Origin of the sequence: Streptomyces alboflavus (genome assembly GCF_000716675.1) — a bacterium.
In the GTDB taxonomy this organism is placed as follows: domain Bacteria; phylum Actinomycetota; class Actinomycetes; order Streptomycetales; family Streptomycetaceae; genus Streptomyces; species Streptomyces alboflavus.
Map to the genome: position 1 here is coordinate 1 of NZ_JNXT01000095.1, position 21,959 is coordinate 21,959.

At 75.5% G+C, this 21,959-nt stretch carries 10 protein-coding genes and 2 pseudogenes; 8 read left to right on the plus strand and 4 right to left on the minus strand.

Annotation, left to right across the window (positions count from 1 at the left end; all coding sequences use genetic code 11):
- Positions 1 to 812, plus strand: a pseudogene (locus OO63_RS39020) (serine/threonine protein kinase); the annotation flags it as partial.
- On the opposite strand, the gene OO63_RS39025 reads toward OO63_RS39020, so the two are convergent.
- Together OO63_RS39025 and OO63_RS41820 are read right to left on the minus strand one after the other, a co-directional pair.
- Positions 796 to 2,154, minus strand: a complete 1,359-nt coding sequence (locus OO63_RS39025) for an acyltransferase family protein (RefSeq protein WP_078619644.1) — start codon at positions 2,152 to 2,154, stop codon at positions 796 to 798. The pseudogene OO63_RS39020 and the gene OO63_RS39025 sit on opposite strands and share 17 nt — an antisense overlap.
- Positions 2,151 to 4,022 carry a glycosyltransferase family 2 protein gene (locus OO63_RS41820; RefSeq protein WP_234311168.1) on the minus strand — a complete coding sequence of 624 codons (1,872 nt, stop codon included), beginning with the start codon at positions 4,020 to 4,022 and terminating at the stop codon, positions 2,151 to 2,153. The genes OO63_RS39025 and OO63_RS41820 overlap by 4 nt, the downstream gene beginning before the upstream one ends.
- Before the next feature lie 868 nt (positions 4,023 to 4,890).
- Here OO63_RS41820 and OO63_RS39035 point away from each other — a divergent pair.
- Complete coding sequence (locus OO63_RS39035) at positions 4,891 to 6,480, plus strand: acyl-CoA synthetase (protein WP_030358574.1); 1,590 nt, start codon at positions 4,891 to 4,893, stop codon at positions 6,478 to 6,480.
- A 206-nt stretch (positions 6,481 to 6,686) separates the two neighbouring features.
- On the opposite strand, the gene OO63_RS39040 is transcribed toward OO63_RS39035, so the two are convergent.
- Positions 6,687 to 10,475, minus strand: a complete 3,789-nt coding sequence (locus OO63_RS39040; RefSeq protein WP_030358575.1) for a S8 family serine peptidase — start codon at positions 10,473 to 10,475, stop codon at positions 6,687 to 6,689.
- Positions 10,476 to 10,666: 191 nt separating this feature from the next.
- Between OO63_RS39040 and OO63_RS47655 the strand changes: the two genes are divergently transcribed.
- From OO63_RS47655 to OO63_RS47475, 4 genes are read left to right on the plus strand one after another with little or no spacing between them, the layout of a single operon-like run.
- Complete coding sequence (locus OO63_RS47655) at positions 10,667 to 11,236, plus strand: CU044_2847 family protein (RefSeq protein WP_234311169.1); 570 nt, start codon at positions 10,667 to 10,669, stop codon at positions 11,234 to 11,236.
- A complete protein-coding gene (locus OO63_RS47240) occupies positions 11,233 to 13,398 on the plus strand; it encodes a VMAP-C domain-containing protein (RefSeq protein ID WP_037631498.1) in 2,166 nt (721 codons plus the stop codon). Before OO63_RS47655 ends, OO63_RS47240 begins: the two co-directional genes overlap by 4 nt.
- Positions 13,399 to 13,429: 31 nt before the next feature.
- On the plus strand, positions 13,430 to 14,554 hold the full coding sequence (locus OO63_RS39055) for an AAA family ATPase (protein ID WP_051811663.1): 1,125 nt from the start codon (positions 13,430 to 13,432) through the stop codon (positions 14,552 to 14,554).
- A complete protein-coding gene (locus OO63_RS47475; RefSeq protein ID WP_051811665.1) occupies positions 14,541 to 19,031 on the plus strand; it encodes an SAV_2336 N-terminal domain-related protein in 4,491 nt (1,496 codons plus the stop codon). The genes OO63_RS39055 and OO63_RS47475 overlap by 14 nt, the downstream gene beginning before the upstream one ends.
- Before the next feature lie 7 nt (positions 19,032 to 19,038).
- On the opposite strand, the gene OO63_RS39065 is transcribed toward OO63_RS47475, so the two are convergent.
- The gene (locus OO63_RS39065) at positions 19,039 to 20,391 is read right to left on the minus strand and encodes an MFS transporter (RefSeq protein WP_397622117.1); all 1,353 of its coding nucleotides are present in this window, start codon (positions 20,389 to 20,391) and stop codon (positions 19,039 to 19,041) included.
- Positions 20,392 to 20,691: 300 nt separating this feature from the next.
- Between OO63_RS39065 and mreB the strand changes: the two genes are divergently transcribed.
- Both mreB and OO63_RS39075 read left to right on the plus strand, forming a co-directional pair.
- Complete coding sequence (gene mreB, locus OO63_RS39070) at positions 20,692 to 21,729, plus strand: rod shape-determining protein (RefSeq protein WP_030358581.1); 1,038 nt, start codon at positions 20,692 to 20,694, stop codon at positions 21,727 to 21,729.
- A 47-nt stretch (positions 21,730 to 21,776) separates the two neighbouring features.
- A pseudogene (locus OO63_RS39075) lies at positions 21,777 to 21,959 on the plus strand (histidine kinase); the annotation flags it as partial.

The following is a 21,959-nucleotide window of genomic DNA, read 5'->3' on the forward strand; positions in this document are numbered from 1 at the left end:
GTCCCACCCCCACCCCCACCCTCACCGCCCCGGCCCCGGCGCCGAGCACCGGATCCGCGCCGAGCACCGGATCCTCGCCACCCACCCGGCCGCCCCGCTCCCGCACGGCCATAGCCCTGGCCACCGCGGCCGCCGTCCTGGCGACGGGCGGCATAGCCACGGGGGCCTGGCTCCTGGCGACGAACGGGAACGACTCGGGTGACCGCGGCAAGCGGACGGACGAGGCCGCCGACGAGAAGCCGCTGACACCGCCCGATGACACCTCGCCCTCGGGCCCCGACCGCACCCCCGACCCCGACGACACACGCCCGGACGGCGGGGACGCCTCCCCGGCACCGCCCCCGACCAAGGGCACGCCCAAACCGAAGCCCCCCGCGGGCTACCGCACGGTGAACGACCCGTCCGGCTTCACCCTCACCGTCCCCGACGGCTTCACGCGCTCCCCCGAACCGCCCCGCGTCTACTACTACTCCGCCGCCAAGAGGTTCCGCATCGGCGTCCACCCGCAGCCCATCACCCCCGAAGGACCACTGGCGGTGATGCGCAAGGCCCACAAGAAGGGGCCGTCGCACTACCCCGGCTACCGCTCCGGTTCCGTCACCCGCACCACCCACAACGGCCGTCCCGCCGCCCTGTGGACCTTCACCTGGAACGGCGCGGGCACCGACGGCGGTCCCCGCGTCACGTACGACCTGAGCTGGAACGAGAACGGCAGGATGCACGACGTGTGGGTCTCGGCGCCCGCGAAGAACCGCCCCCTGGGCAAGGAGTACTTCGACCGGGCCCTCGCCTCCTTCAAGCCGACCCGCTGACGCCCCCGCCGGGCGAACCCATGCGAACGGGGGACGGCTCCGCCATGTCCGGCGGCCCGCCTCCCGCGCGCTCCGGATAGAACTCGCGCGGAGCGCCCCGCGCGTCCCGGGCCCGGGCGAGCAGCCCCGCCGGGTACTCGACGAGCCAGTAGCTGACCGCCCCCGCGGCCAGCGCCACGGCGAGCACGATCAGCGTCCCCGCCGCGAAGCCGAGCGGACCGCGCGGTAGGAGCCCCCACCCGTCCAGCTCCAGCATCACCGGCTCGTGCCAGATGTAGAGGCTGTAGCTGATGAGGCCGACGCCGGTCACCCAGCGCGCCCGCAGCGCCCCGAGCCAGCGCGGCCCGCGGCCGTCCCGCTCCCGGGGCCGCAGCGTCGCGTACAGGAGCACGGTCCACAGGAGCGCGGCCAGCGGATGGTAGTAGGTGTACGCGATGTCGCCCGGGTCGGCCGCGTACGAGAGGCCGTACACGCCGCCGAACGCCGCGAGCGCCACCGGCCCCGCGATCCGCGCGTCGAGCCGTCCGCGCTCCCCGAGCGCCACCAGGAGCACGGCGAGCGCCATGCCCGCCGCGAAGCCGCCGAAGCGGGCCTGCGGGCGGAAGTACACCGGCCAGTCGGTGTACGGCACGTCGAGGACGTGGTGCGCGGCCGCGATCCACAGCACCGGCGCCACGAACAGCGCCCCGCAGCCCGCCAGGCACAGCGCCACCCGCGCCCGGCGCGTGGCCAGGCGGCGGCAGGCCCGGATCGCGAGCGGCCCGAGGGCCACCAGGGCCAGATAGAAGGCGACTTCGAGGGAGAGCGACCAGGTCGGGCCGAGGGTGTAGAAGATGCGTTCGCGGTCGAGGACGTGCGTGAAGGTGAGGTGGCCGAGCAGGTCGCGCCAGTCGCCGGGCAGGGTCGGATTGCGGCTCGACCAGACGAGCAGGACGGCGAGGAAGTACACCGGCAGGATGCGGATCGCCCGCCGGAACAGGAAGTCCCGGCCCGAGCGGACCCCGCTCCCCTCGGACGGGGGCGCGTCGGGCCCGTCGATGGCCGCGCGGGCGTAGGACAGCGTCAGCAGGTACGCCGACATCACGAAGAACAGGTCGATGACTTCGAGGGAGAGCAGCGCGCCCAGCCAGGGGTTGTCGACCGGTGGGTGCGCCCCGGCGGCGTCGTACGTGTAGTACTGCTGCCACACGTGGAAGACGACGGTGCTGAGGGCGGCGAGGCCGCGCAGGCCCTGGAGTTCGACGGCGCGGGCCCGGGCGGAGCCGCGGGTGCGGGGCCCGGCGGGCAGGGGCTCGGCCGGGAGCGGCGCCTCCTTCGTGAGCGTGGGCGCGGGGGTCCTCATGAGGCCTCCGCGTCCGCCGCCGCGGCGCGCGGCGTGACCCGCCACTGCCGCTCCCCCAGCGCCTCCTTCAGATGCGCCTGCCGGGCCACGAGGTTCTTGAAGTGGGTGTAGAAGACCGTGGTGACGAGGAGATAGCGCCAGAACCAGGCCTTCCTGCGGCGCAGTTCGGGCACCGCGAGCCGCCACGCGAAGGCGGCCTGCACCAGCCCGGCGGACAGCGTGAGCGCCGCCGCGAGCAGGCACACCGGCACCGCCCAGTCGAGCTTGTCCGCGCCGCCCGCCCGCCACGCGGCGTGCAGCAGCACCGGCAGGATCTGCAGGGTCAGCCAGGGCTGCACCTCGCGCCACCCCAACAACACCCACAGGCCTGTCTTCTGACGGTGCGTGAACCGCTCCGACCGCAGCGCCACGCGCAGGTGCCGCAGCGACACCTGGAGCCAGCCCTGCGCCCAGCGCGAGCGCTGGTTCCACAGCGGCCGCAGCGTCGTCGGGGCCAGCTCGCGCGAGATGAGGGTGCGGTCCATGGCGATGCGGGCGCCCGCGCCGAGGGCCCGCAGGGTGGAGTCGATGTCCTCGGTGAGCATCGAGCCGTGCATGCGGGTGCGGGCGAGGAGGTCGGTGCGCCAGAAGCCGTTGGAGCCGCCGAACACCCCGAATCCGTACAGGCGGGTGCGGCCCGGGTGGCTCACGGCGTAGATGGCCTCGAACTCGACGGCGACCATGCGCGCCACCCAGGAGCTGTCGCCGTTGCGGACCACGCAGTGCCCCTGGACGACGTCGTAGCCGTTCGAGAGCCAGTCCCAGGCGTGCCTGAACGCGTCCGGCGCCGGGTGGTGGTCGGCGTCGAAGACGCCCACGAACTCGCCGCGCACCCGGGTCACGGCCGCGTTCAGGTTCTGCGCCTTGGACGTGGAGCCCGCGACGGGCAGCAGCACGAGCCGCGGATCGCGGCGCGCCACCTCGCGCAGGGTGTCCTCGACGGGCAGCGGGTGCGGGGTGTTGTAGGCGAGGACGATCTCCAACTCGCCCGGGTACTCCAGGCGCAGGAACGACTCGACGGTGTCGACGATCGTCGCCGCCTCGTTCGGCAGGTACGCCGCGATGACCGCGCTCGCGGGCGGGTACGGCTGCGCGGCGGCGGCCGGACGTGCCGGGGCGTCCAGCGCGAACAGGCACTCCAGGACGATGAGCAGCGCCGACGCGACGAGCCCCGCGACGACGACCCAGTAGGCGTACGCGGCCACGTCCACGCCGAGTCGGTCGTACGCCTGCTGGTAGAGCAGAAACGGCACGCCGACGCCGAGGAGCAGCATCAGGACGGGCGAGAGGAGCGGGGTGAGCGCGGCGCGCAGGGTGCCGAGGCCCGCTCGGGCGCGGGCGTGCCGGGGTCCGTCCTGCGGCTTCGCCCGCATCCACGGCTGCCAGCGCACCGGCCGCAGATCGCGGTGGCGCAGGGCCTCGTCGGTGGCCTCGCGGGCGCTGCGGGCGGCCGCCTCGTGGCCGCCGGAGTCCTCGTACGCGGTGAGCGGGGTGAAGCCGATGGCCGGGGTGAGCCGGACGTTCTCGTCCGCGACGACGAAGCGGGTGCCCGCGACGGACGCCGCGAACGCCGCGAGGTCCTGCCGCGCGCTCTCCTCGTCGACGCCGGGCATGAGGACAAGGAGATGCCCGTCGTCGTCCCAGCCGAGCCGGTCGCAGACGCCGCCGAGGCCGCCCCCTGCGGGCGCTGTACCGGCCACGACCTGCGCGAGCCGCTCGGCGACCTCCCGGTGCACGCGCGGCCCGAGCCGCTTCTCCAGGGCGGGCATCTCGGCGACCCCGACGACGGCGAGAACACCGCCGCGCCGCCGCCGGACGGCGCAACTCACGCTCCAGCTCGTCCATGAAGTGCGGCCCCGAGTAGAGCCCCGTGCGCGGGTCGCGCAACAACTGCTCCACCGGTACGGGCACGCGGTGCAGCTTCGCCGCGATGCGCGCCGACAGTTCGACGGGCGCGCAGCCGCTCGGCAGGCAGTCGTCCGCGCCCCGCCGCAGCATGTCGGCGACGGCGGCGGGTTCGCGTGCCGCCGCGCCCACCAGGACCAGCGGCAGCGCCTGCCCGGCCGGCTGCGACCGCACCTCCGTGATGACGTCGCCCCCGGGGCACCGCCCGCCGGGACCGTCGTCGAGCGCGACGATGGCGTCCGGCGGGGTCTGGCGTATGTGCGGGTGTATACGGCCGGGGACGGTGTGGTCGACCTCGTAGCCGCTCGACTCCAGGGTGCGGGTGAGCTGTTCGCGCCCCGGGCCCGGGGCGGCGACGGCGAGGATGCGGCCGGGGGCATGCGGGGACGGGGGCGTGGATAGGTTGGTGGTGCCCGAGGGCGTGGCCGGTGCGGGGGCGGTAGGGGTTGTTGTCGGAGTGGATCCGGATGAAGAGTACGAAGTGAGCAAAGTGGGTGGTCCCATCCTGTTGCGGATTGTGGGGGGAGGACCGGTTGAGTCGACCGGGGCACGGGCCGCGGGCTGTCGCGCCGCGAAGGCCGGCTGTTGACTTGTCGATCGCCGAACCGCCGCTCGGAACAGGGACGGACAGCCCCTCGGACCAGGGGCGGACAACGCCTCGGACCGGGGACGGACAGCCCCTCGAACCGGGGGCAAACGGCCACTTCAGCCTCAACGATCACTGTGACACCGCACCTTCGGCGGCGTAACGCTCTCATTAAGTCGCCGTGCACACACCGAGGAGTACGACCCGTGGATTCCGAGCCCCTCTTCCCCGCCCTGGCCGCGCCGGGCCCCGCCCCCGCCCTGACCTTCGGCGACCGCACCCTGACCTACGCCGGCCTGGCCTCGGCGGCGAGGACTCTGGCGTCCCGCCTCACCGCGGCGGGCGCGACCCGCGTCGCCGTCTGGGCCACCCCCACCCTGGAGACGGCGGTGGCCGTGGTGGCGGCGCTGCGGGCCGGGGTGCCCGCGGTGCCGCTGAACCCGAAGTCGGGGGCGGCGGAGCTGGGTCACATCGTGGCGGACAGCGAGCCGTCGCTGGTGCTTGCGGGGGCGGGGGACGAGTTGCCCGAGGCCCTGGCGGGGTTGGGGCGGGTGGATGTGGTGGCTGAGGTGGCCGACGCGGGCGCCTCGGGCTCGGCCGACGCGGGCGCCTCCGGCTCGGCCGACACGGGCGCCTCCGGCTCGGCCGACGCGGGCGACGCGGGCGCCTTCGGCCCGGCCGACACGGGCGATGCTGGCGCCTCCCGCTCGGCCGACGCGGCCGCCGCCCTGGCCCCCTCCTCCCCCGCCCTCATCGTCTACACCTCCGGCACCACCGGCCCCCCGAAGGGCGCCGTGCTCTCCCGCCGCGCGATCTCCTCCACCCTGGACGCCCTTGAGGACGCCTGGCAGTGGACCGACGCCGACGTCCTCGTGCACGGCCTGCCCCTCTTCCACGTGCACGGCCTGATCCTCGGGATCCTCGGCCCGCTGCGGCGCGGCGGCTCGGTGCGGCACCTGGGCAGGTTCAGCACCGAGGGCGTGGCCCGGGAGCTGGCCACGGGCGGGACCATGCTGTTCGGGGTGCCGACGATGTACCACCGGATCGCCGAGGCCCTGCCCGACGAGCCCGAGCTGGTGAAGGCCCTGTCCGGGGCGCGGCTCCTGGTCTCGGGATCGGCGGCGCTGCCCGTCCACGACCACGAGCGGATCGCGTCGGCGACGGGGCGGCGGGTCGTCGAGCGGTACGGCATGACGGAGACGCTGATGAACACCAGTGTCCGCGCGGACGGCGAACCGCGCGCGGGCACCGTCGGCGTGCCGCTGCCCGGCGTCGAACTGCGCCTCGTCGACGAGGCCGACGCCGAGATCCCGCCCGACGCCGGGCCCGAGGCCGTCGGCGAGATCCAGGTCCGCGGCCCGAACCTCTTCACCTCCTACCTCAACCGGCCCGACGCGACCGAGGCCGCCTTCGCCCCCGGCGGGTGGTTCCGCACCGGGGACATGGCCGTGCGGGACACCGACGGGTACGTCCGCATCGTCGGGCGCAAGGCGACCGACCTCATCAAGAGCGGCGGCTACAAGATCGGCGCGGGTGAGATCGAGAACGCGCTCCTCGAACACCCCGGCGTCCGCGAGGCCGCCGTCACCGGCGAGCCGGACCCCGACCTCGGCGAACGCGTCGTCGCCTGGATCGCCCCCGCCGACCCCGCCCTGCCGCCGACCCTCGACGCCCTGGCCGCGCACGTCGCCGCCCGCCTGGCCCCGCACAAGCGGCCCCGCGTCCTGCACCTTGTGGACGCGCTGCCGCGCAACGACATGGGGAAGATCTTGAAGCGGGCGCTGGGGAAGGGCTGAGGGCGGTTCCCTGCCGGGGGCTCCCCAATCCCACCCCTTCCCGAAACTGGGGGCTCCGCCCCCAGACCCCCGCTCCTCAAACGCCGGAGGGGCTATCACTAGCCCGTCCGGCGTTTGAGGACGAGGCGCGGAGCGCCGACAGGGGGGTCCAGGGGGCGCAGCCCCCGGTTTCGGAGAAGGGGCGGGACTGGGGCGCCCCGCGAGGGCTACCGCACCCCCACCCCCCGCACCACCTCCTGCGACACCGCCCCACCCCGGTCATCCCGCACCTTCGCCCGGAACGAGATCGCCTCCGCGCCGCCGGGCACCTTCAGCTTGCCCGTCCAGGCGGACGAACGGCCGGAGCGGTCGAGGTGGACGTCGTGCCAGGACTTGCCGTCGTCGTAGGAGACGGACAGGGAGGCGGACCCGATCCGCCCGGTGCCCACGGCGCCCTTCACATACGAGGCGGAGATGCCGACCGGCACGGTCCGGCCGCCGCGGACGTCGCCGGAGAGGTCCGTGGGGACGTCGAAGCCCAGGTTCAGGAGGGGCAGGAACGTCTTGCGGTCGTCGGGGGTGTGGGCGGAGCGGAAGGTCCATTCCGAGTGGGCCTTCGTGGCGAGGCGCCAGCGGGTGGGGTCGAGGGTGGTGTCGGTGACGAGTTTGTAGGGGCGTTCTTCGGGGGCCGCGCCGGTGACGTACACGCCGGAGCTGGTGCGGCGGTCGATCAGTTTGCCGTCGGCGTAGACGGCCGTGGTCTGGGTCAGGGAGTCGTCGCTCCAGACGTTGCCGAAGCCGGTGTGGTCGGGGCCCGAGTCGCCCCAGCCGGGGGCGTTGAAGTCCAGGTTGTCGCCGCTGCGTTGCTGGCCCCAGCCGAGGCCGGTGCCCAGCCAGGGGTGCCAGACCGGCTTGAACCAGGAGAGCGGGGTGCGCTTGCCGGGACGGTAGTCGACGAGGCCGCTGCGCTGTTCGACGGCGTCGGGGCCGTAGTGCAGGGACTCGTGCCAGTGGCGGCCCTTCCCGGCGGCCACGTAGTCGGTGCGGGTCGCGGGGTAGGAGATCCGCTCGGGGAAGCCGAGGCCGATCTCGAAGGTGTCGGTGAGGGAGTAGCGGAACTCGCCGCCCGGCTCAGTGCGGCGGGTGGGGGCGTGGAACTTGGTGGGGATCACGGCCAGTTCGCGCGCCGACGGCTTGTACGTCAGGTCACGCGACGGGATCGTGCCCGCGTGGCCGTCCTCCAGGTCGTACACGTACGGGGTGTGGGGAGTCGCCTCGGACTCCACCGACCGTCCGCGCCGGGCCGCGTCCCGCAGGCGTGCCCCGTCCGCCGCGTTCACCGTGGCGATCACCAGCGGCCGGTCCGCGTTGTCGTCCGTGCCGAACCAGGCGTTCAGGCGGCCCGGCACGCCGTCGGTCACGAACAGCGCCTTCGCGCCCGCGTCCTGCGCGGCTTGCGCGAGCTGAGAGGGGGCCGGTTGCCCGGTCGCGCCCGTGCGGGTCACCACAACCGCCTTGCCCCGTACGTTCTTCCCTTCGTACGCGGCCGGTGAGCCGTCGCCCGCGTCCACGAGCTTCAGCCGGGAGCGGCCCTCGCCGAGGGTGGAGCCGGGCTGCGGCACGGCCTCGCCGATGCCCTCGACGTCGAGGAGCGGCTTGCCGAGGCGCCACACCGTGCGGTACTCGAAGCGCCCTTCGGCCACCTTCGGCGTCGGCGCGGCGAACACGCTGTCGTACTTCACCGGCACCTGCACGGCTCCCTGATAGGCGGAGCCGTTCGCCGTGCGGTCGTACTCCATGACGAGCTGGCGGGTCTCCGCGCTGCGCGGCACCCTGGCGGTGATCTCCCGCAACTCACGGGCGTCCAGGGTCACTTGGCGGTCGCGGTCCAGGGTGACCTCGGGGGCCGCGAGGAAGCCGATGCCGAGGGAGTCCTTGCCGTGGGCGCCGCGCACGTCGAGGAACGAGGACAGGGCGTACGCACCGGGCTTCAGGCGGAGCTTCAGCTCGCCGGACTCCCCTACCGTCGCCGGGTACGGGTCCGCCCCCTTCAGCAGCGGCTGGACCACCAGGTCCGCGGGGGTCGCGGCGCCGTCGCGGTCCTTGACCTTGACGGTGAGCGTGTACCGCTCCTCCTCCTTGACCAGGCCGAACGCCGTCCGCGCGACCTCCTTGCCGCCCGCGCTCGCCACCACCGCGCCGCTGGTGGCGCCGACGGGAGCCTTCGCGCCGTCGCCGGTCACGGTCGTGGACGCGGTGCCGTGCGCGGGGACGGTCAGCTTGGTGTCGGCGAGGGTGGCCACGCCGTCGGCCGCTCCCCGCGTGGCAAGGGTCAACTCCACCGGGTCGGTGGTGGAGTTGGTGTATGTCAGCTTCCTCGTCACCGGCTTGTTCTCGGCGTACGGCCAGCGGTAGAAGCCGAAGTCGGCGCCGCCCGTCGCGGTGACCTTCGCGTCGATCGCCGACGGCACGTCGACGCGGCCCGCGCCCAGCTCGTACACGGACGCGTCGAGGCCGTGGGACGTGGACATCAGGGCGTCCTTGAGCTGCTGTCCGCTCCAGCCGGGGTGACGCTCGGCGAGCAGCGCGGCGACGCCCGCGATGTGCGGGGTCGCCATCGACGTACCGCTCATGGAGGTGTAGTAGCCCTGCCCGGAGGTGAGTTGGGAGCGGGCGGCGAGGATGTCGACGCCGGGGGCGGACAGGTCGGGCTTGAGGGCGTTGTCGCCGGCGCGGGGGCCCTGACTGGTGAAGTAGGCGGCCTTGTCGGCGGAGTCGACGGCGCCGACGGTCAGCGCGGAGTCGGCCGCGCCGGGCGAGCCGATCGACGAGGGCGCGCCGGTGTTGCCCGCCGCGACGACGAAGAGCGCGCCGGTGTCCTTGGTGAGCGTGTTGACGGCGGTGGCCATCGGGTCGGTGCCGTCGCTGGGCTCCCGCGAACCGAGGCTCATGGACACGATCTTGGCGTCGACGTCCTTCGCGGCCCACTCCATGCCCGCGATGATCTCCGACTCGCTGCCGAAGCCCTCGTCGCTGAGCACCTTGCCGACGGCGAGGTCCGCGCCCGGCGCGACCCCCTTCTCCTTGCCGTCGGACGCGGCACCGCTGCCGCCGACCGTGGACGTGACGTGGGTGCCGTGGCCGCCGCGGTCGGCGACCTCCTGGCCAGGGATGAAGCTCTTCGTCGCGCCGACGCGGTCCTTGAGGTCGGGGTGCGTGAGGTCGGCGCCGGTGTCGAGGACGGCGACCCGCACGCCCTTGCCGGTGAGCCCGGCCTCCCAGGCCTTCGGCGTGCCGATCTGGGCGTTGCTCTCGGCCAGGTCGGCCTCGACCCGGCCGTCGAGCCAGATCTTCGCGATGCCGCCGCCGAAGCGGCGCCCGCTCCCCCGTGCCGCGTCTCCGTCGGCCGCGGTGACGGACCGCCAGAACGCCGTGCCCTCGGCCGCCTTGAGGGCGGCGGCGCGCGCACTCGGCAGCGAACGGACCTTGTCCGCGCCGCGCGGGGTGCGCGCGTCCGCCGCGCCGCGGGACGTGTCGTACGTGACGATCAGCGGCGTCGTCGCCTTCGCGGCGCCGCGGCCACCGCCCTGCCGCAGCAGCTCCGTCACGTCGAAGAGGCGTTCGTCCAGGACGCCCGCGCGCAGATAGGGCCGTGCCTCGTCCGGTACGACGGTGACGTGGCCGTCGGTGACGGAGGTGCGGACGGCTCCGCTCGCGCCGCGCGGCCGCTCCACCGTGACGGTCCGCTTGCCGCCGCCGAGCTCGGTGACGGTGACCTCGTCGCCGGTGATGAGGGTGACGGTCCTGGGGGCCGTGGACTTCCCTGCGCCGCGCGGCTGTTGGGCCTTGCCCGGGGCGCTCTCGGCGGCCGCCGGGGTGGCGGTCGCGGCCAGGGAGGCGGGGAGCAGGGCGAGGGCAAGACCGGCGGGCAGGAATCTGAGCCGGGCCGCGCGGGCTCTTCGGCCGCCGGGGGCGCTTCCTCTTCGTCGTCTTGGGGCGCTTCGGGGTCTCGGCATCAACGCGACCTCTCTTCGTCGGCTCCGGGTGGGGGGTGGCTCCCGGGTGCTGCGAAGAAGTGTCAGGCGCGTGATGTTGCGGAAGAGTTGCCGGGGACTGGCGGGAAGCTGCCAGGGCGGCTTCCCGCCAGGTCGACGGTTCGGCAAGAATGTCGGCGAGCGGGTGACACGGGTCTTCTACGGGGGCGGTCATGGACGGTCTGGTGCAGTTCACGACGGACGGCGGCGCGCACGTGGTGCTCGCCGACGTCGACGACGACGGGTCGGGCGCCCGCCTGGTGTCGCGCGGCGACGGACCCGCCCTGGCCGCCCGCACCTTCGAGGCCTCCCTGGGCCCGGTGCGCACCGCCGCCGAGTCGGCCCTGCGGGTGTTCCGCGACGGCGAACTCGCCCCGGACTCCGTGGAGATCGAGTTCGGCGTACGGATGACGGCGGAGGCCGGAGCGGTCATCGTGAAGGGCTCCGGGGAGGGGCATCTGCTGGTGCGGTTGTCGTGGTCGCCGGAGCGGGGTGGTGAGGCGGGGGTGTCTGGGGCGGCAGGTGCCGCCGGGGCTGTTGGTGCGGCCGGGGCTGTCGGTGCCGCCGAGGCTGTCAGTGCCGCCGAAGCTGTCGGTGCCGCCGGGGCCGGAGCGGCCCCCATGGCCCCCAGGCCTTCGGGTGAATCCGTGGACGCGGGCGCCCTCGGGAGCCCCGGCACCGCGGGCGTTCCACGGGACTTGGGGCACGCGGCCTCGAACGGAGAGCCCACGCCCACCTCATGAGCAGTACGACCTGGCACGCCCGGGTGGAGTGCGGACGCGAGACCGGCGCCGGGTTCCTCGTGTCGGAGCGGCACGTGCTGACCTGCGCGCACGTCGTGCGGGACAGCGGCGCCGCCGGGGTCGCGGTCTCCTTCCCGCACCACGGGGAACTCGGCGCGGTCCCCGCCGTCGTCGGGGCGCACGGCGGCTGGAGCGGCCACGACGACCACTCCGGCGACCTCGCCGTCCTCGAACTCGACCGGCCCGTGCCCATCCCGCCCGCCGGATTCGCCGTCCCCGACGACGCCTACGTGGAACCACGCCCGCGGCTGGTCGCGTACGGCTTCCCGCGCGGGTACGCCGAGGGCACCATCGCCGAGTACCGCGCCACCGCCGCCCAGCTGATCGCCGACGAGTGGGTCCAGCTGGAGGCCTGGAGCGCCCACGGCCAGCCCCTCGCGCCCGGCTTCAGCGGCGCCGCGGTGACCCTGGCCGACAACGGACTCGTCGTCGGCATGGTGTCGGCGGTGGCGGGCGCGGCCGGGGTGCGCAACGGGCGGATGCTGCCCGCGCCGGTCATGGCCCGCTACTGGCCCCGCCTCGCCGAGCTGATCCCGGTGCCCGGCCGGGGCCGCGCGGCACGGCACCGGCTGCGCACCCTGGTGGAGGACGCCGAGAAGGCGGGCCCGGCGGCGGGCCGCTCGGCAGCGTGGGCGCCGGAGCGGCTCTACCTCGACGCGGTCGGGCCGCTGGGTCCGCCGGTGCCGCCGGGCGGGTTCGCCTCGCTGTGGTCGGCGGCCTGGTACGTGCTCTCGGAGGTGGACGTGCCGGGGGCGGTGGAGCGGTTCGCGGACCGGCTCACGGAGCTCGCGGGGGTGCGGGGCGCGGGCGAGTTAGGGGCGGGGCCCGGCGCCGGGCAGGCAGGGGACGCACGGCGGGTGTGCGACGTGCGGGACGCTCCTTGGGTACGGGAGGGGCGGGACGCCGCTTGGGGGTGGGAGGCCGGGGCGCGGGGAGCCGTGAGGTCGGCGGACGGGGTGCCGGGAGCGGTGCCGTCGGCAGCCGAGGGGCCGGAACCCGAGACCTCGGCGTCTGTGACGCCGGGGGCCCCGGCCGCTCCGCGCGCCGCCGGACGCGCCCCCTCCGCCTGGTCCCCGATCCTCGTCGAACTCGCCCGCAGCGGCGCCGGTGACGACCAGGTCCTGGTCGAGGTGTCCGCGTGCCGCGACGGGCACCGGCACCCGGTGGGCTCACGCACGCTGACCAGGAGCCAGGTCCGGCCGTACGTCCAGGAGCGCATCGACGCGGCCTTCGGCCAGCTCGCCCCCGACGCCGAGGAGCTGATCGCGTTCGTCCTGCCCCGGGAGTGGCTGAACGAGCCCGTGGCCCACTGGGAGCGCAGCGTCGACGACCCGACGCCGCTCGGCTGCTCCTACCCCCTGGTCGTCACCGACCGGGCGCGCCGCGCGGGCGGCCTGCGCCACCAGCTGGCCCGCACCTGGGAGCGGCTCGACGGCAAGGCCACGACGGTCGTGCACCGCGTCGAGTGCGCCACCGGCGAGCAGCCGAACAAGCTCCGCTTCCGCCTGCGCAGCGGCGAGGCCGACCTCGCGGGGTTCGCGGCCCCGCCCCGGGCGCCCCGCCTGAAGCGGCACTTCGAGGTGTCCCTGAACGCGCCCGCGCCGGTGCTGCTGTGGGCGCGGGTGGGGTGCGAGCACGAGGCCGGGGGGAGCGGGGGTGCCGGAGTCGCCGGCGGGAACGGGGGCGCCGGGGCCGCCGTCGAGGCTGGGGACGCCAGGACCGCCGACGAGACTGGGGACGCCAGGACCGCCGACGGCGTCCGCACCGACCCCGGACCCACCCGACCCGCCGGGGACCGCGGCGGGACCACCCCCGCAGCGGGCACCGCCGACACCCCGGCGACCACCCCCGCAGCGGGCACCGCCGACACCCCCGCACCCCCCGCCTCCTGCCCCGGCTCCGCCTTCCTCGACCAGCTCGCCGCCCATCTGACGCGGCTTCCGCCCGCCGAACTGCCGCGCCGTGTCCTGGCGTTGCGCGAGAGCGCCGACGCCGCCGACGAACCCGATCGGCACTGGGCCCGGGACATCCAGCTCCTGTGGGACGACCCGCGCTGCTTCCCGGACGCGGCGGCGGCCCCGCTGCGCTCCCCCGTCACCTGACCCGCCCGCCCGCACCGACGAAAGAGACCGCATGTCCCTGTGGCCCGTCTACACCGGCACGAACGAGCCGCACGACGGCATCACGCGGCTGCCCCCGCCGCCGCCGTGGCGCGCCTTCGACGGCGGCCCCGTCCTCGACGCCCCGCCCGCGGACCGCTCCGCGACCTCCCCGGACCGCGCGCACCGCGCCCGCACCTACCGCGCCACCGACGAGTGCGTCCACCTCGTCAACGCCGCCCTGTACCTGCGCCGCCCGCTGCTCGTCACCGGGCCGCCCGGCAGCGGCAAGTCGAGCCTCGCGTACGCGGTCGCGCGCGAGCTGGGCCTCGGCCCGGTGCTCCGCTGGAACATCACGAGCCGCAGCACGCTGCACGACGGCCTGTACCAGTACGACCCGCTGTCGCGCCTGTACGCGGCGGGCCGCGCCGCCGCCGACAGCGCCCCGGCCGCCGGGCCCCGCACCGGCGTCGACTCCGGCGCGGACAACGGCACTTCGGGCGCCGACGCCACGGCGGGCGCCGCCCCCGCCACCCCGCCCCAGGACCGCACCGGCATCGAGGACCACCTGCGCCTCGGCCCGCTCGGCACCGCCCTGCTCCCCTACGCCCACCCCCGTGCCCTGCTCATCGACGAGATCGACAAGAGCGACCTGGACCTGCCGAACGACCTCCTGAACGTCCTGGAGGAGGGCCAGTACGAGATCCCGGAGCTGGCGCGCGTCGCCCGGCACACGCCGACCGCCTCGCTGCCCGCCGACGGCTCGGACGAGCCGGTGCCGGTGGTGAAGGGCCGGGTGCGCTGCCGCGCGTTCCCGTTCGTGGTGCTCACCAGCAACGGCGAGCGCGAGTTCCCGCCCGCCTTCCTGCGCCGCTGCGTCACCCTGCGCCTGCGCCGCCCGCACGGCGAGCACCTGGAGGAGATCGTCCGCGCCCACCTCGGTGAACCGGACGCGCACGCACGTGAGTTGATCGACCGGTTCGTGGCCCGGGGCAGCGGCGGCGAGCTGGCCACCGACCAGCTCCTCAACGCCATCTACCTCACCGGCGCGGCCGGTCTGGAGGCCTCCTCGCGGGACGATCTCGCCCGGCTGCTCATGCCGTATCTGAGCGAGGGCACGGAGCACGCCCCGGACCAGGGCTCCGATGCGGGCTTCTGAACCGGTTCCGGGCGAGGGTGGGGGCGGGGGCGCCCCGGGAGCCGAGGGCGCCCCCGCTCCCACCCATGCCCCCGCCCGCGCCTCCGCCGTCGCCGCGCTCGCCGCCGCCCTCACCGGCGCGGCCGGCGGCGGCGAAGGCCCATCCGCCGCCGAACTCGCCGAACTCCTCTGGCTGGCCCGGCATCTGCCGCCGCCCCCGGAGCCCGAGGACCCGCCCGGGGCGGCGGGCGACGGCACGGCGTCGCGTCCCTCGGCGCCCGGCGCCCCCGGCTCCGGCGCCCTCCGCGCGACGCCCCCCACCGACCTGACCCTGCGACCCGCAGCGGACCCGGCCGCCCCGCACGACCCGGCAGCCCGCACCGCCCCGTCCGACCCCACCACCCCGGACACCCCCGCGTCACCGCACCCCGGCCGCACTCCCCCGGCCACCGACCCCGCCCCGCCCGCCGACTCCCGCGTCCCCCTGCACCTCCCCGCCGGAGGCCACCGCAGGGACGCCGCCGGGGACACCCCGACGGGACCGGAGGCGGGCCCGACCCACCCCACCCGCACGGCAGTCGACGGCACCGTCCTCCACGTACCCGTGCCGCCGATGATCGCCCACCCGCTGGCGCTCCAGCGCGCCCTGCGTCCGCTCGGGCGCCGCGTGCCCGCGCCGGTCGGGCGGGTCCTCGACGAGGAGGCGACCGCGCACCGCATCGCGACGCTCGGCGCGCACCCGCGCGGCTGGCTGCCGGTGCTCCGCCCCGCCGAGGAGCGCTGGCTGCGGCTGTGTCTGGTGCACGACGACGGGCCGACGATGCCGGTGTGGCGGCCGCTGGTGCGCGAACTGCACGCCGCGCTCGCGCAGTCGGGGCTCTTCCGCACCGTCGAGCTGCACCGGGCCGGGCCCGACGGGAGGGTCGCGGCGCGCGCGGCCGCCGCGCCCGCGGCGGGCCGAACCGTCGTCCTCCTGGTCAGCGACTGCATGGGCCCGCAGTGGCGCGAGGGCGGGGCCGGGCGGCGCTGGTACCGGACCCTGCGCCACTGGGCGTCGCGGCTGCCCCTCGCCGTGCTCCAGCCGCTGCCCGAGCGGCTCTGGTCCACGACCGCGCTGCCCGCGACGCCGGGCCTGTTCGCCGCGCCGCACGCCGCCGCCCCCACGGCGACGTACACGTTCGAGCCCTTCGACCCCGACGCCGAGCCGTCCGCCGTCCCCCCGGACGCCCTGCCCGTGCCCGTCCTCGACGCGTCCCCGCGGTGGCTGGCCAACTGGTCGTCGCTCGTCGCCGACGCGGGCGGGCGCCGACTGCCCGGCTCCGTCGGCTGGCTGGCGTCCCGCCCGGCCGCCGCGCTCGCCCGGGACGGCGTGGAGCGCGCGGACGTCACGCTGCTCTCGCCCCAGGACCTGGTCCTGCGGTTCCGCTCGACCGCGTCGCCGGAGGCGTTCCGGCTCGCCGGGCACCTGGCGGTGGGCGAGCCGCACCTGCCGGTCATGCGGCTCGTCCAGGCGGCGGTGGAGCGGCACCCCCGTGCCCAGCACCTGGCGGAGGTCATCCTCAGCGGCATGCTCACGGGCACGCCCGACGGGCCGCCGGGGTCGTACGCGTTCCGGGACGGGGTGCGCGAGGTGCTGCTCGGGACGGTGCCGAGGTCGGCGCGCGGGCGTACCCGGCAACACCTCGCGCGGGTGGGGGCGTTGATCGACGAGCGGGCCGGGGTGGCGCCCGGGGAGCTGCGGGCCGTGGCGCGGGGGGCAGGGGGCTCGTCGACGGTGGTCGAGGGGGAGCCGTTCGCGGCGGTGAGCGCGGAGAGCGTGCGGCAGCTGTCGGGGGCGGCGGACGAGGACGAGGGCGCGCTCTCCCGGCTGATCGACGGGCGGTACCGGGTGACGGGCCGGTTCCGGCACGGTCAGGACCTGTGCGCGCAGGACACCCGGCAGGGCGACCGCACCGTGGTCGTGGCGCGCTACCGCGACGCGTCGCCGGACTCGCTCCCGCGCTTCGAAGCACTGCGGCACGCCCTCTCCGGCCTCCGGCACCCGAACGTGGCCGCCCTGCTGGCAGACGGCGCCCTGCGCGGAGTACCCCACCTGGTCCTGGAACACCACGAGGGGGAGACCCTGCACGCCGCGCTCGACCGGCACCGGGGCGGCCTCCCCGTCAACCAACCCGTCGATGTGGCACGACAGTTGGCCCTGGGCGTGCAGGCCCTGCACACGCACGGCATCGCCCACGGCCAGCTGTCGGCCCGCTGCGTCGTCCTCGCCGACCACGGCCCCGTCCTCTACGGATTCGGCCAGCTCGCCCTCGACGACACGACCCGCGCGGCCGACCTCCGCGACCTCGGCCACCTCGTGCACCTGATGCGCACCGGGGACTGGCTGACGCGGCCGGAACAGCTCGCGCTCCCCCTGGGCGCCGACCACGCGCTGCCGGAGCACCTGGAACGCGAGCTGCGGCAGGCCGTGGCCGATCTGGTGGCGGAGGATCCCGCGCTCCAGACGCGGGGCGCCCAGCGGCTCGAACAGCTCGACATGCAGGGGGAGCACCGGCGCCACTACGGCCTGCTCGGCCCGCTGCGCGTCACCCGCGGCGGCTCCGCGCTGGCCGTCGACTCCCCCCAGGAACAGGCCATGCTGTGCATGCTGCTGCTCCGCGAGGGCGACACGGTACACAAGGACGAACTCGTCGCGGGGCTGTGGAAGACCCCCGGCCCGGACGGCGGCCGCCTGGTGCGGACGTACGCGTCCCGGCTGCGCAACGCCCTCGGCCCCCGGTCCGTGACCCGGCGCGGCGACGGGTACGCACTCCTCGTCGCCCCCGGCGACATCGACGTGGTGCGCTGCCGGAGGCTGGCCGCCGAGGCCGAACAAGCCCGCAGCTCAGGCGACTTCGCCCGCGGTCGCGCGCTCGTCGAGTCCGCGCTCGGGCTGTGGCGCGGCGAACCCCTGTCCGGCGTTCCGGGCCCTGCGGCGCGGACCACCCGCACCTGGCTGCGTCTCACCCGGATGGCGCTGCTCCGCAGCCGCGCCGAACTCGACCTGGAGACCGAGGACTTCGACCGCGCCGTCACCGGACTCCAGGCCGCGCTCGACGAGTTCCCCCACGACATCGACCTGCTCCGCCTCCACCTCGTGGCGCTCAAGGGCCAGGGCCGCATCGACGAGGCGATCGCCGCGTACGAGGAGTACCGCACGCTGCGCCTCGCGGAACTCGGCACCGAACCGCCCGCCGTCCTGCGGGAACTCCGCCAGGAGCTGGGCGGCCTGCGCGCCGCCGAGACGCCGGCCCTGGCGCCCACCACGTTCTCCTTCTCCTTCACCACGAGCCCCGGCTGGCAGGCCGACACCCTGATGAAGCTCAGCCGGACCGTGGCCCGGCTGCTCACGCAGGGCGGCGCCACGGCGGAACAGTTCGAGCTGCTGCCCCGCGAGCGCGGCTGGGACGCGGTGGTCTCCGCCGAGGTGCCGCGCGCCGCGCTCCTGGAGACGATCCTGCACGAACTGCCGTTCACCGCAGGCTCGTACGCGGGTCTCGGGCTGCTCGTCACCGTCGGGGGCGGCTCGGAGCCGGAGGCCCCGCCGTGCCCCGGCATCACCGCCGGGGCCGACGAGGCGATCGTCATGGTTCTCGGCGACGTCCACGGCGAGCTGTACCGCGAGGAGCTGGCGGACCTGACACGGTTCGTCCGGGTGCCGGGGTCGGCCGCCTGGGTCTGCCGGGTCAAGGCCGCCGCGGCTCGCCCCACCGGCATGTTCCCCTCCCTGCGGGACACCCTCGACCAGGCCGACACCGTCGTCCTCGGCTTCGACGGCACCCTCACCCGGCTCTACGCCCCCGGCAAGGCCCGCGAGGCCGCGCTGCGGCTGCTCGCCCTCGTCGTGGAGCGCCGCGACCCGGAGGCGGCGCTCGGCGGTGTGCCGCTGCCCCGCGCCGGGGGCGGCAGCGAGTACGTCCACCCGCTGGACGTCCTGCGCGCCTTCGCCGCCGAAGGCCCTCTCGCCGCGGACCTCGCCGACCAGCTGGACCGCATCGAACGGCAGGCCGTGTTCGGGGCGAAGCCCGTGCCGCACGCCACCGCCCTCGTCCGGCTCCTGGCGGACGGCACCGGCTCCGGGCCCGGCCCACGGCCGCGCACCCGGCCCCGCGCCGTGTGCCTGGTCACCGACACCGCGCCGCGCGCCGTGGCGACGTACGTGGCCACCCATGAGCTGACCATCCGCGCGGACCGCATCCACTGCCGCACCGGCGACCTCAGCCGGCTCCTGCCCGACCCGGAGGGCCTGCGCCGCGTGCTCGCGCGACCCGGCGTGACCGCCGACCGCTGCCTGATGATCGGCTCCACCGTCGCGGAGGCGACCGCCGCCCGCGCCCTGGACGTCCCGTTCGTCGGGTACGCGCCCGACGACCGCACCCGGGAGCGCCTGCTCGCCGCCGGGGCCCGGCACACGGTGAGCACCCTCTCCCAGCTCGTCGACGCCGTCCGCCGGACCTGAGCCGCCGTCAGGCCTCGGGCGAGCGCGCGTCGTAGCGCAGGAAGGCCCGCCACCGCGCCGTGAGCAGGGCCACGGCGAGCACGCACGCGACGCCGCCCCCGACGATCGCCACCCGGGGCGAGAGGGCCTGGCCGACCGCCCCCGCCAGGAAGTCGCCGAGCCGCGGGCCGCCCGCGACGACCACGATGAACACGCCCTGGAGCCGTCCGCGCATCGCGTCCGGCGTGGCCGCCTGGAGCATCGTGTTGCGGAACACCATGGAGATCATGTCCGAGCACCCGGCGACCGCGAGGAAGAAGACGCCGAGCCACAGGTTCCGGGTGAGGCCGAACACCGCGATCGCCGTGCCCCAGGCCGCCACCGACACCACGATCATGAGCCCGTGCCTGCGGACGCGGCCCTGCCAGCCCGAGAACACCCCGCCGAGCAGCGCGCCCACCGCGGGCGCCGCCGCGAGCAGGCCCGCCGTCTTCGCGTCGCCGCCGTACCAGACCACCGCGACCGCGGGGAACAGCGACCGCGGATGCGCGAGGACCATCGCGCACAGGTCGGTGAAGAAGGTCATGCGGAGGTTGGGGCGGGTGGCGAGGAAGCGCAGGCCGTCCAGGACGGAGGCACGCCGCCGCTTGCCGCCGCCCGCCTCGCCCCCGTCGGCCTCGCCGCCCGCGTCGGCCCCCTTCGCCCCGCCGTCGCCCGGGCGCATCGCGGGCAGCCGCCACATCGCGTACAGCGCCGCCGTGAACGCCACCGCGTCGATGAGGTACGCCGACTGATAGCCCCACAGGCCCACGAGCAGCCCGCCGAGCATCGGGCCGACGGTGATGCCGGTCGTCATGGTGAGGGAGTTCAGGGCGTTCGCGGCCGGGAGCTGCTCGGCCGGAAGGAGGCGCGGGATCATCGACGCGCGGGCCGGGGCGTTCAGCGCGGCGCACACCGCCTGCAGCGCGACCACGGCGTACAGGAACCACACGTGCGCGTAGTCGAGCAGCGCCCCGCCCGCGAGCGCGACCGACAGGGCGCACAGGCCGACCGCCGAGTACAGGCCCACCTTGCGGCGGTCCACGGTGTCGGCGACCGCGCCCCCGTACAGGCCGAACACCACCAGCGGCACGAGCGTGAAAAGACCGACCAGGCCGACGGCGAAGCTGGAGCCGGTCATGTCGTACACCTGGAGCGACACGGCGAGCGACGTCATCGCCTGGCCGATCCAGGAGATGGTGTTGCCGACCCAGAGCCGCCGGTAGTCGACGGAGGTGCGCAGCGGGGTGAGGTCGGCGAAGAGGCGGCGCCGCTCGGGGGCGGCGGCCGGAGCGGCGGGGACGTCGGCGTCGGGGACGTCCGGCACGACGTCCACGGCCACGAGGGCATCACCTTGCCCCGGTATCGGAGGGTCGTCCCGGTCGGACCGGTCGTCAGGCGCGTCTTCCCCAGATGCTCGTGTCACACGGGATGCTAACCGGCGCAGGGGCCGCCGCCTCAAGCAGATTTGTCGATCGGTCGGCCGGGCTCGCGCAAACGCGGCCCGGCCCCGAGGATCACCCGCCCGGCGGCGCCCCGCCCGGCGCACTCCAGCGCGCGCGGCGCCCCGCGGCGCCGCACGATGCGAGACAGGAACGCCGTCCGGCGGTCCGCACGGTCTGCGCTCTCGGGAGGATCTGCCATGACCGTCAGCCTGGAACAGCTGCGTCGCTGCCATATCGCCGTCGACCTGGGGGCCGCGCGGACCCGCGTGTACGTGAAGGGCGCGGGCCTCGTCGTCGACGAGCCGAGTGCCGCCGCCGTGAACACCCGCACCGGCGCGCTGATCGCGGTGGGCCAGTTCGCGGAACAGATGACGGGGCGTACGCCCGGCTACATCCGGGTGGTGCGGCCCGTGTCCGGCGGGACCGTCGTCGACATCGAGATGTGCCAGCGGATGCTGCGGCACCTGCTCGGCGAGAAGCTGCGGCGCACGCTGCGCCGCAAGCCGAGGCTGCGGGCCGCCGCGTGCACCCCGCACGACGCGGACCCGCTGGCGCAGCGGGCGGCGGTCGAGACGATGGTCGGGCTCGGCGCGCGCCGCGTGGAGCTGGTGGACACCCTGATCGCGGCCGCGGTCGGCTGCGGGCTGCCCGTGGAGCGGCCCGAGGCGTCGATGATCCTGGTGTGCGGCGCGGCGACCACGCAGGTGGCCGTGCTCTCCCTCGGCTCGATCGTGACGGCCGAGCGGATCCCCGTCGGCGGTGAGGCCATCGACCACGCGATCGTGCAGCACCTGCGCCACCAGCACGAGTTGATGCTGCCCTCGCAGTCGGTGCGGCCGCTCCAGCTCGCCCTCAGCGGCAACGGCCTGACCCCGCACGGCCCGGAGTCCACCGAGATCCACGGCCGGGACGTGGCGACGGGCCTCGCCCGCTCGGTGCAGGTCGAGACGGCTGCCGTCCGGGACGCCATCCACACGCCGCTGACCGCGGTCCTCGACGGTATCGGCAAGGTCCTGCGGGACTGCCCGCCCGACCTGGTGGCCGACCTCGCCGACCGCGGGATCATGATGGTCGGCGGCAGCGCGCTGCTCCCCGGCCTCGACCAGATGCTCGTGAACGCGACCGGCATGCCCGTACGCATCGCGGAACGGCCCGACGTGTGCGCGGTGCTCGGCCTGGGTGCGATGCTCGAAGGCAAGATCCAACCACTGGTCCTCGACCCGCTGGCCGGCTGACCACCACCGGGCGTGGCCTCGAACCGACGCGGAAGTACGCCGACGCCATGACCGACGACGTCACCACACCCCCCTTGCCCCTGCTCCTCGACGCCGTCCTCAGCGTCGGCACCGAACTCGAACTCCACGCCACGCTCCAGCACATCGTGACCAGCGCGGTACGCCTGACGGGGGCGCGGTGGGGAGTCCTTGAGGTCGGTGCGGGGGCCGGGGGCGGAGCGGGGGAGGTG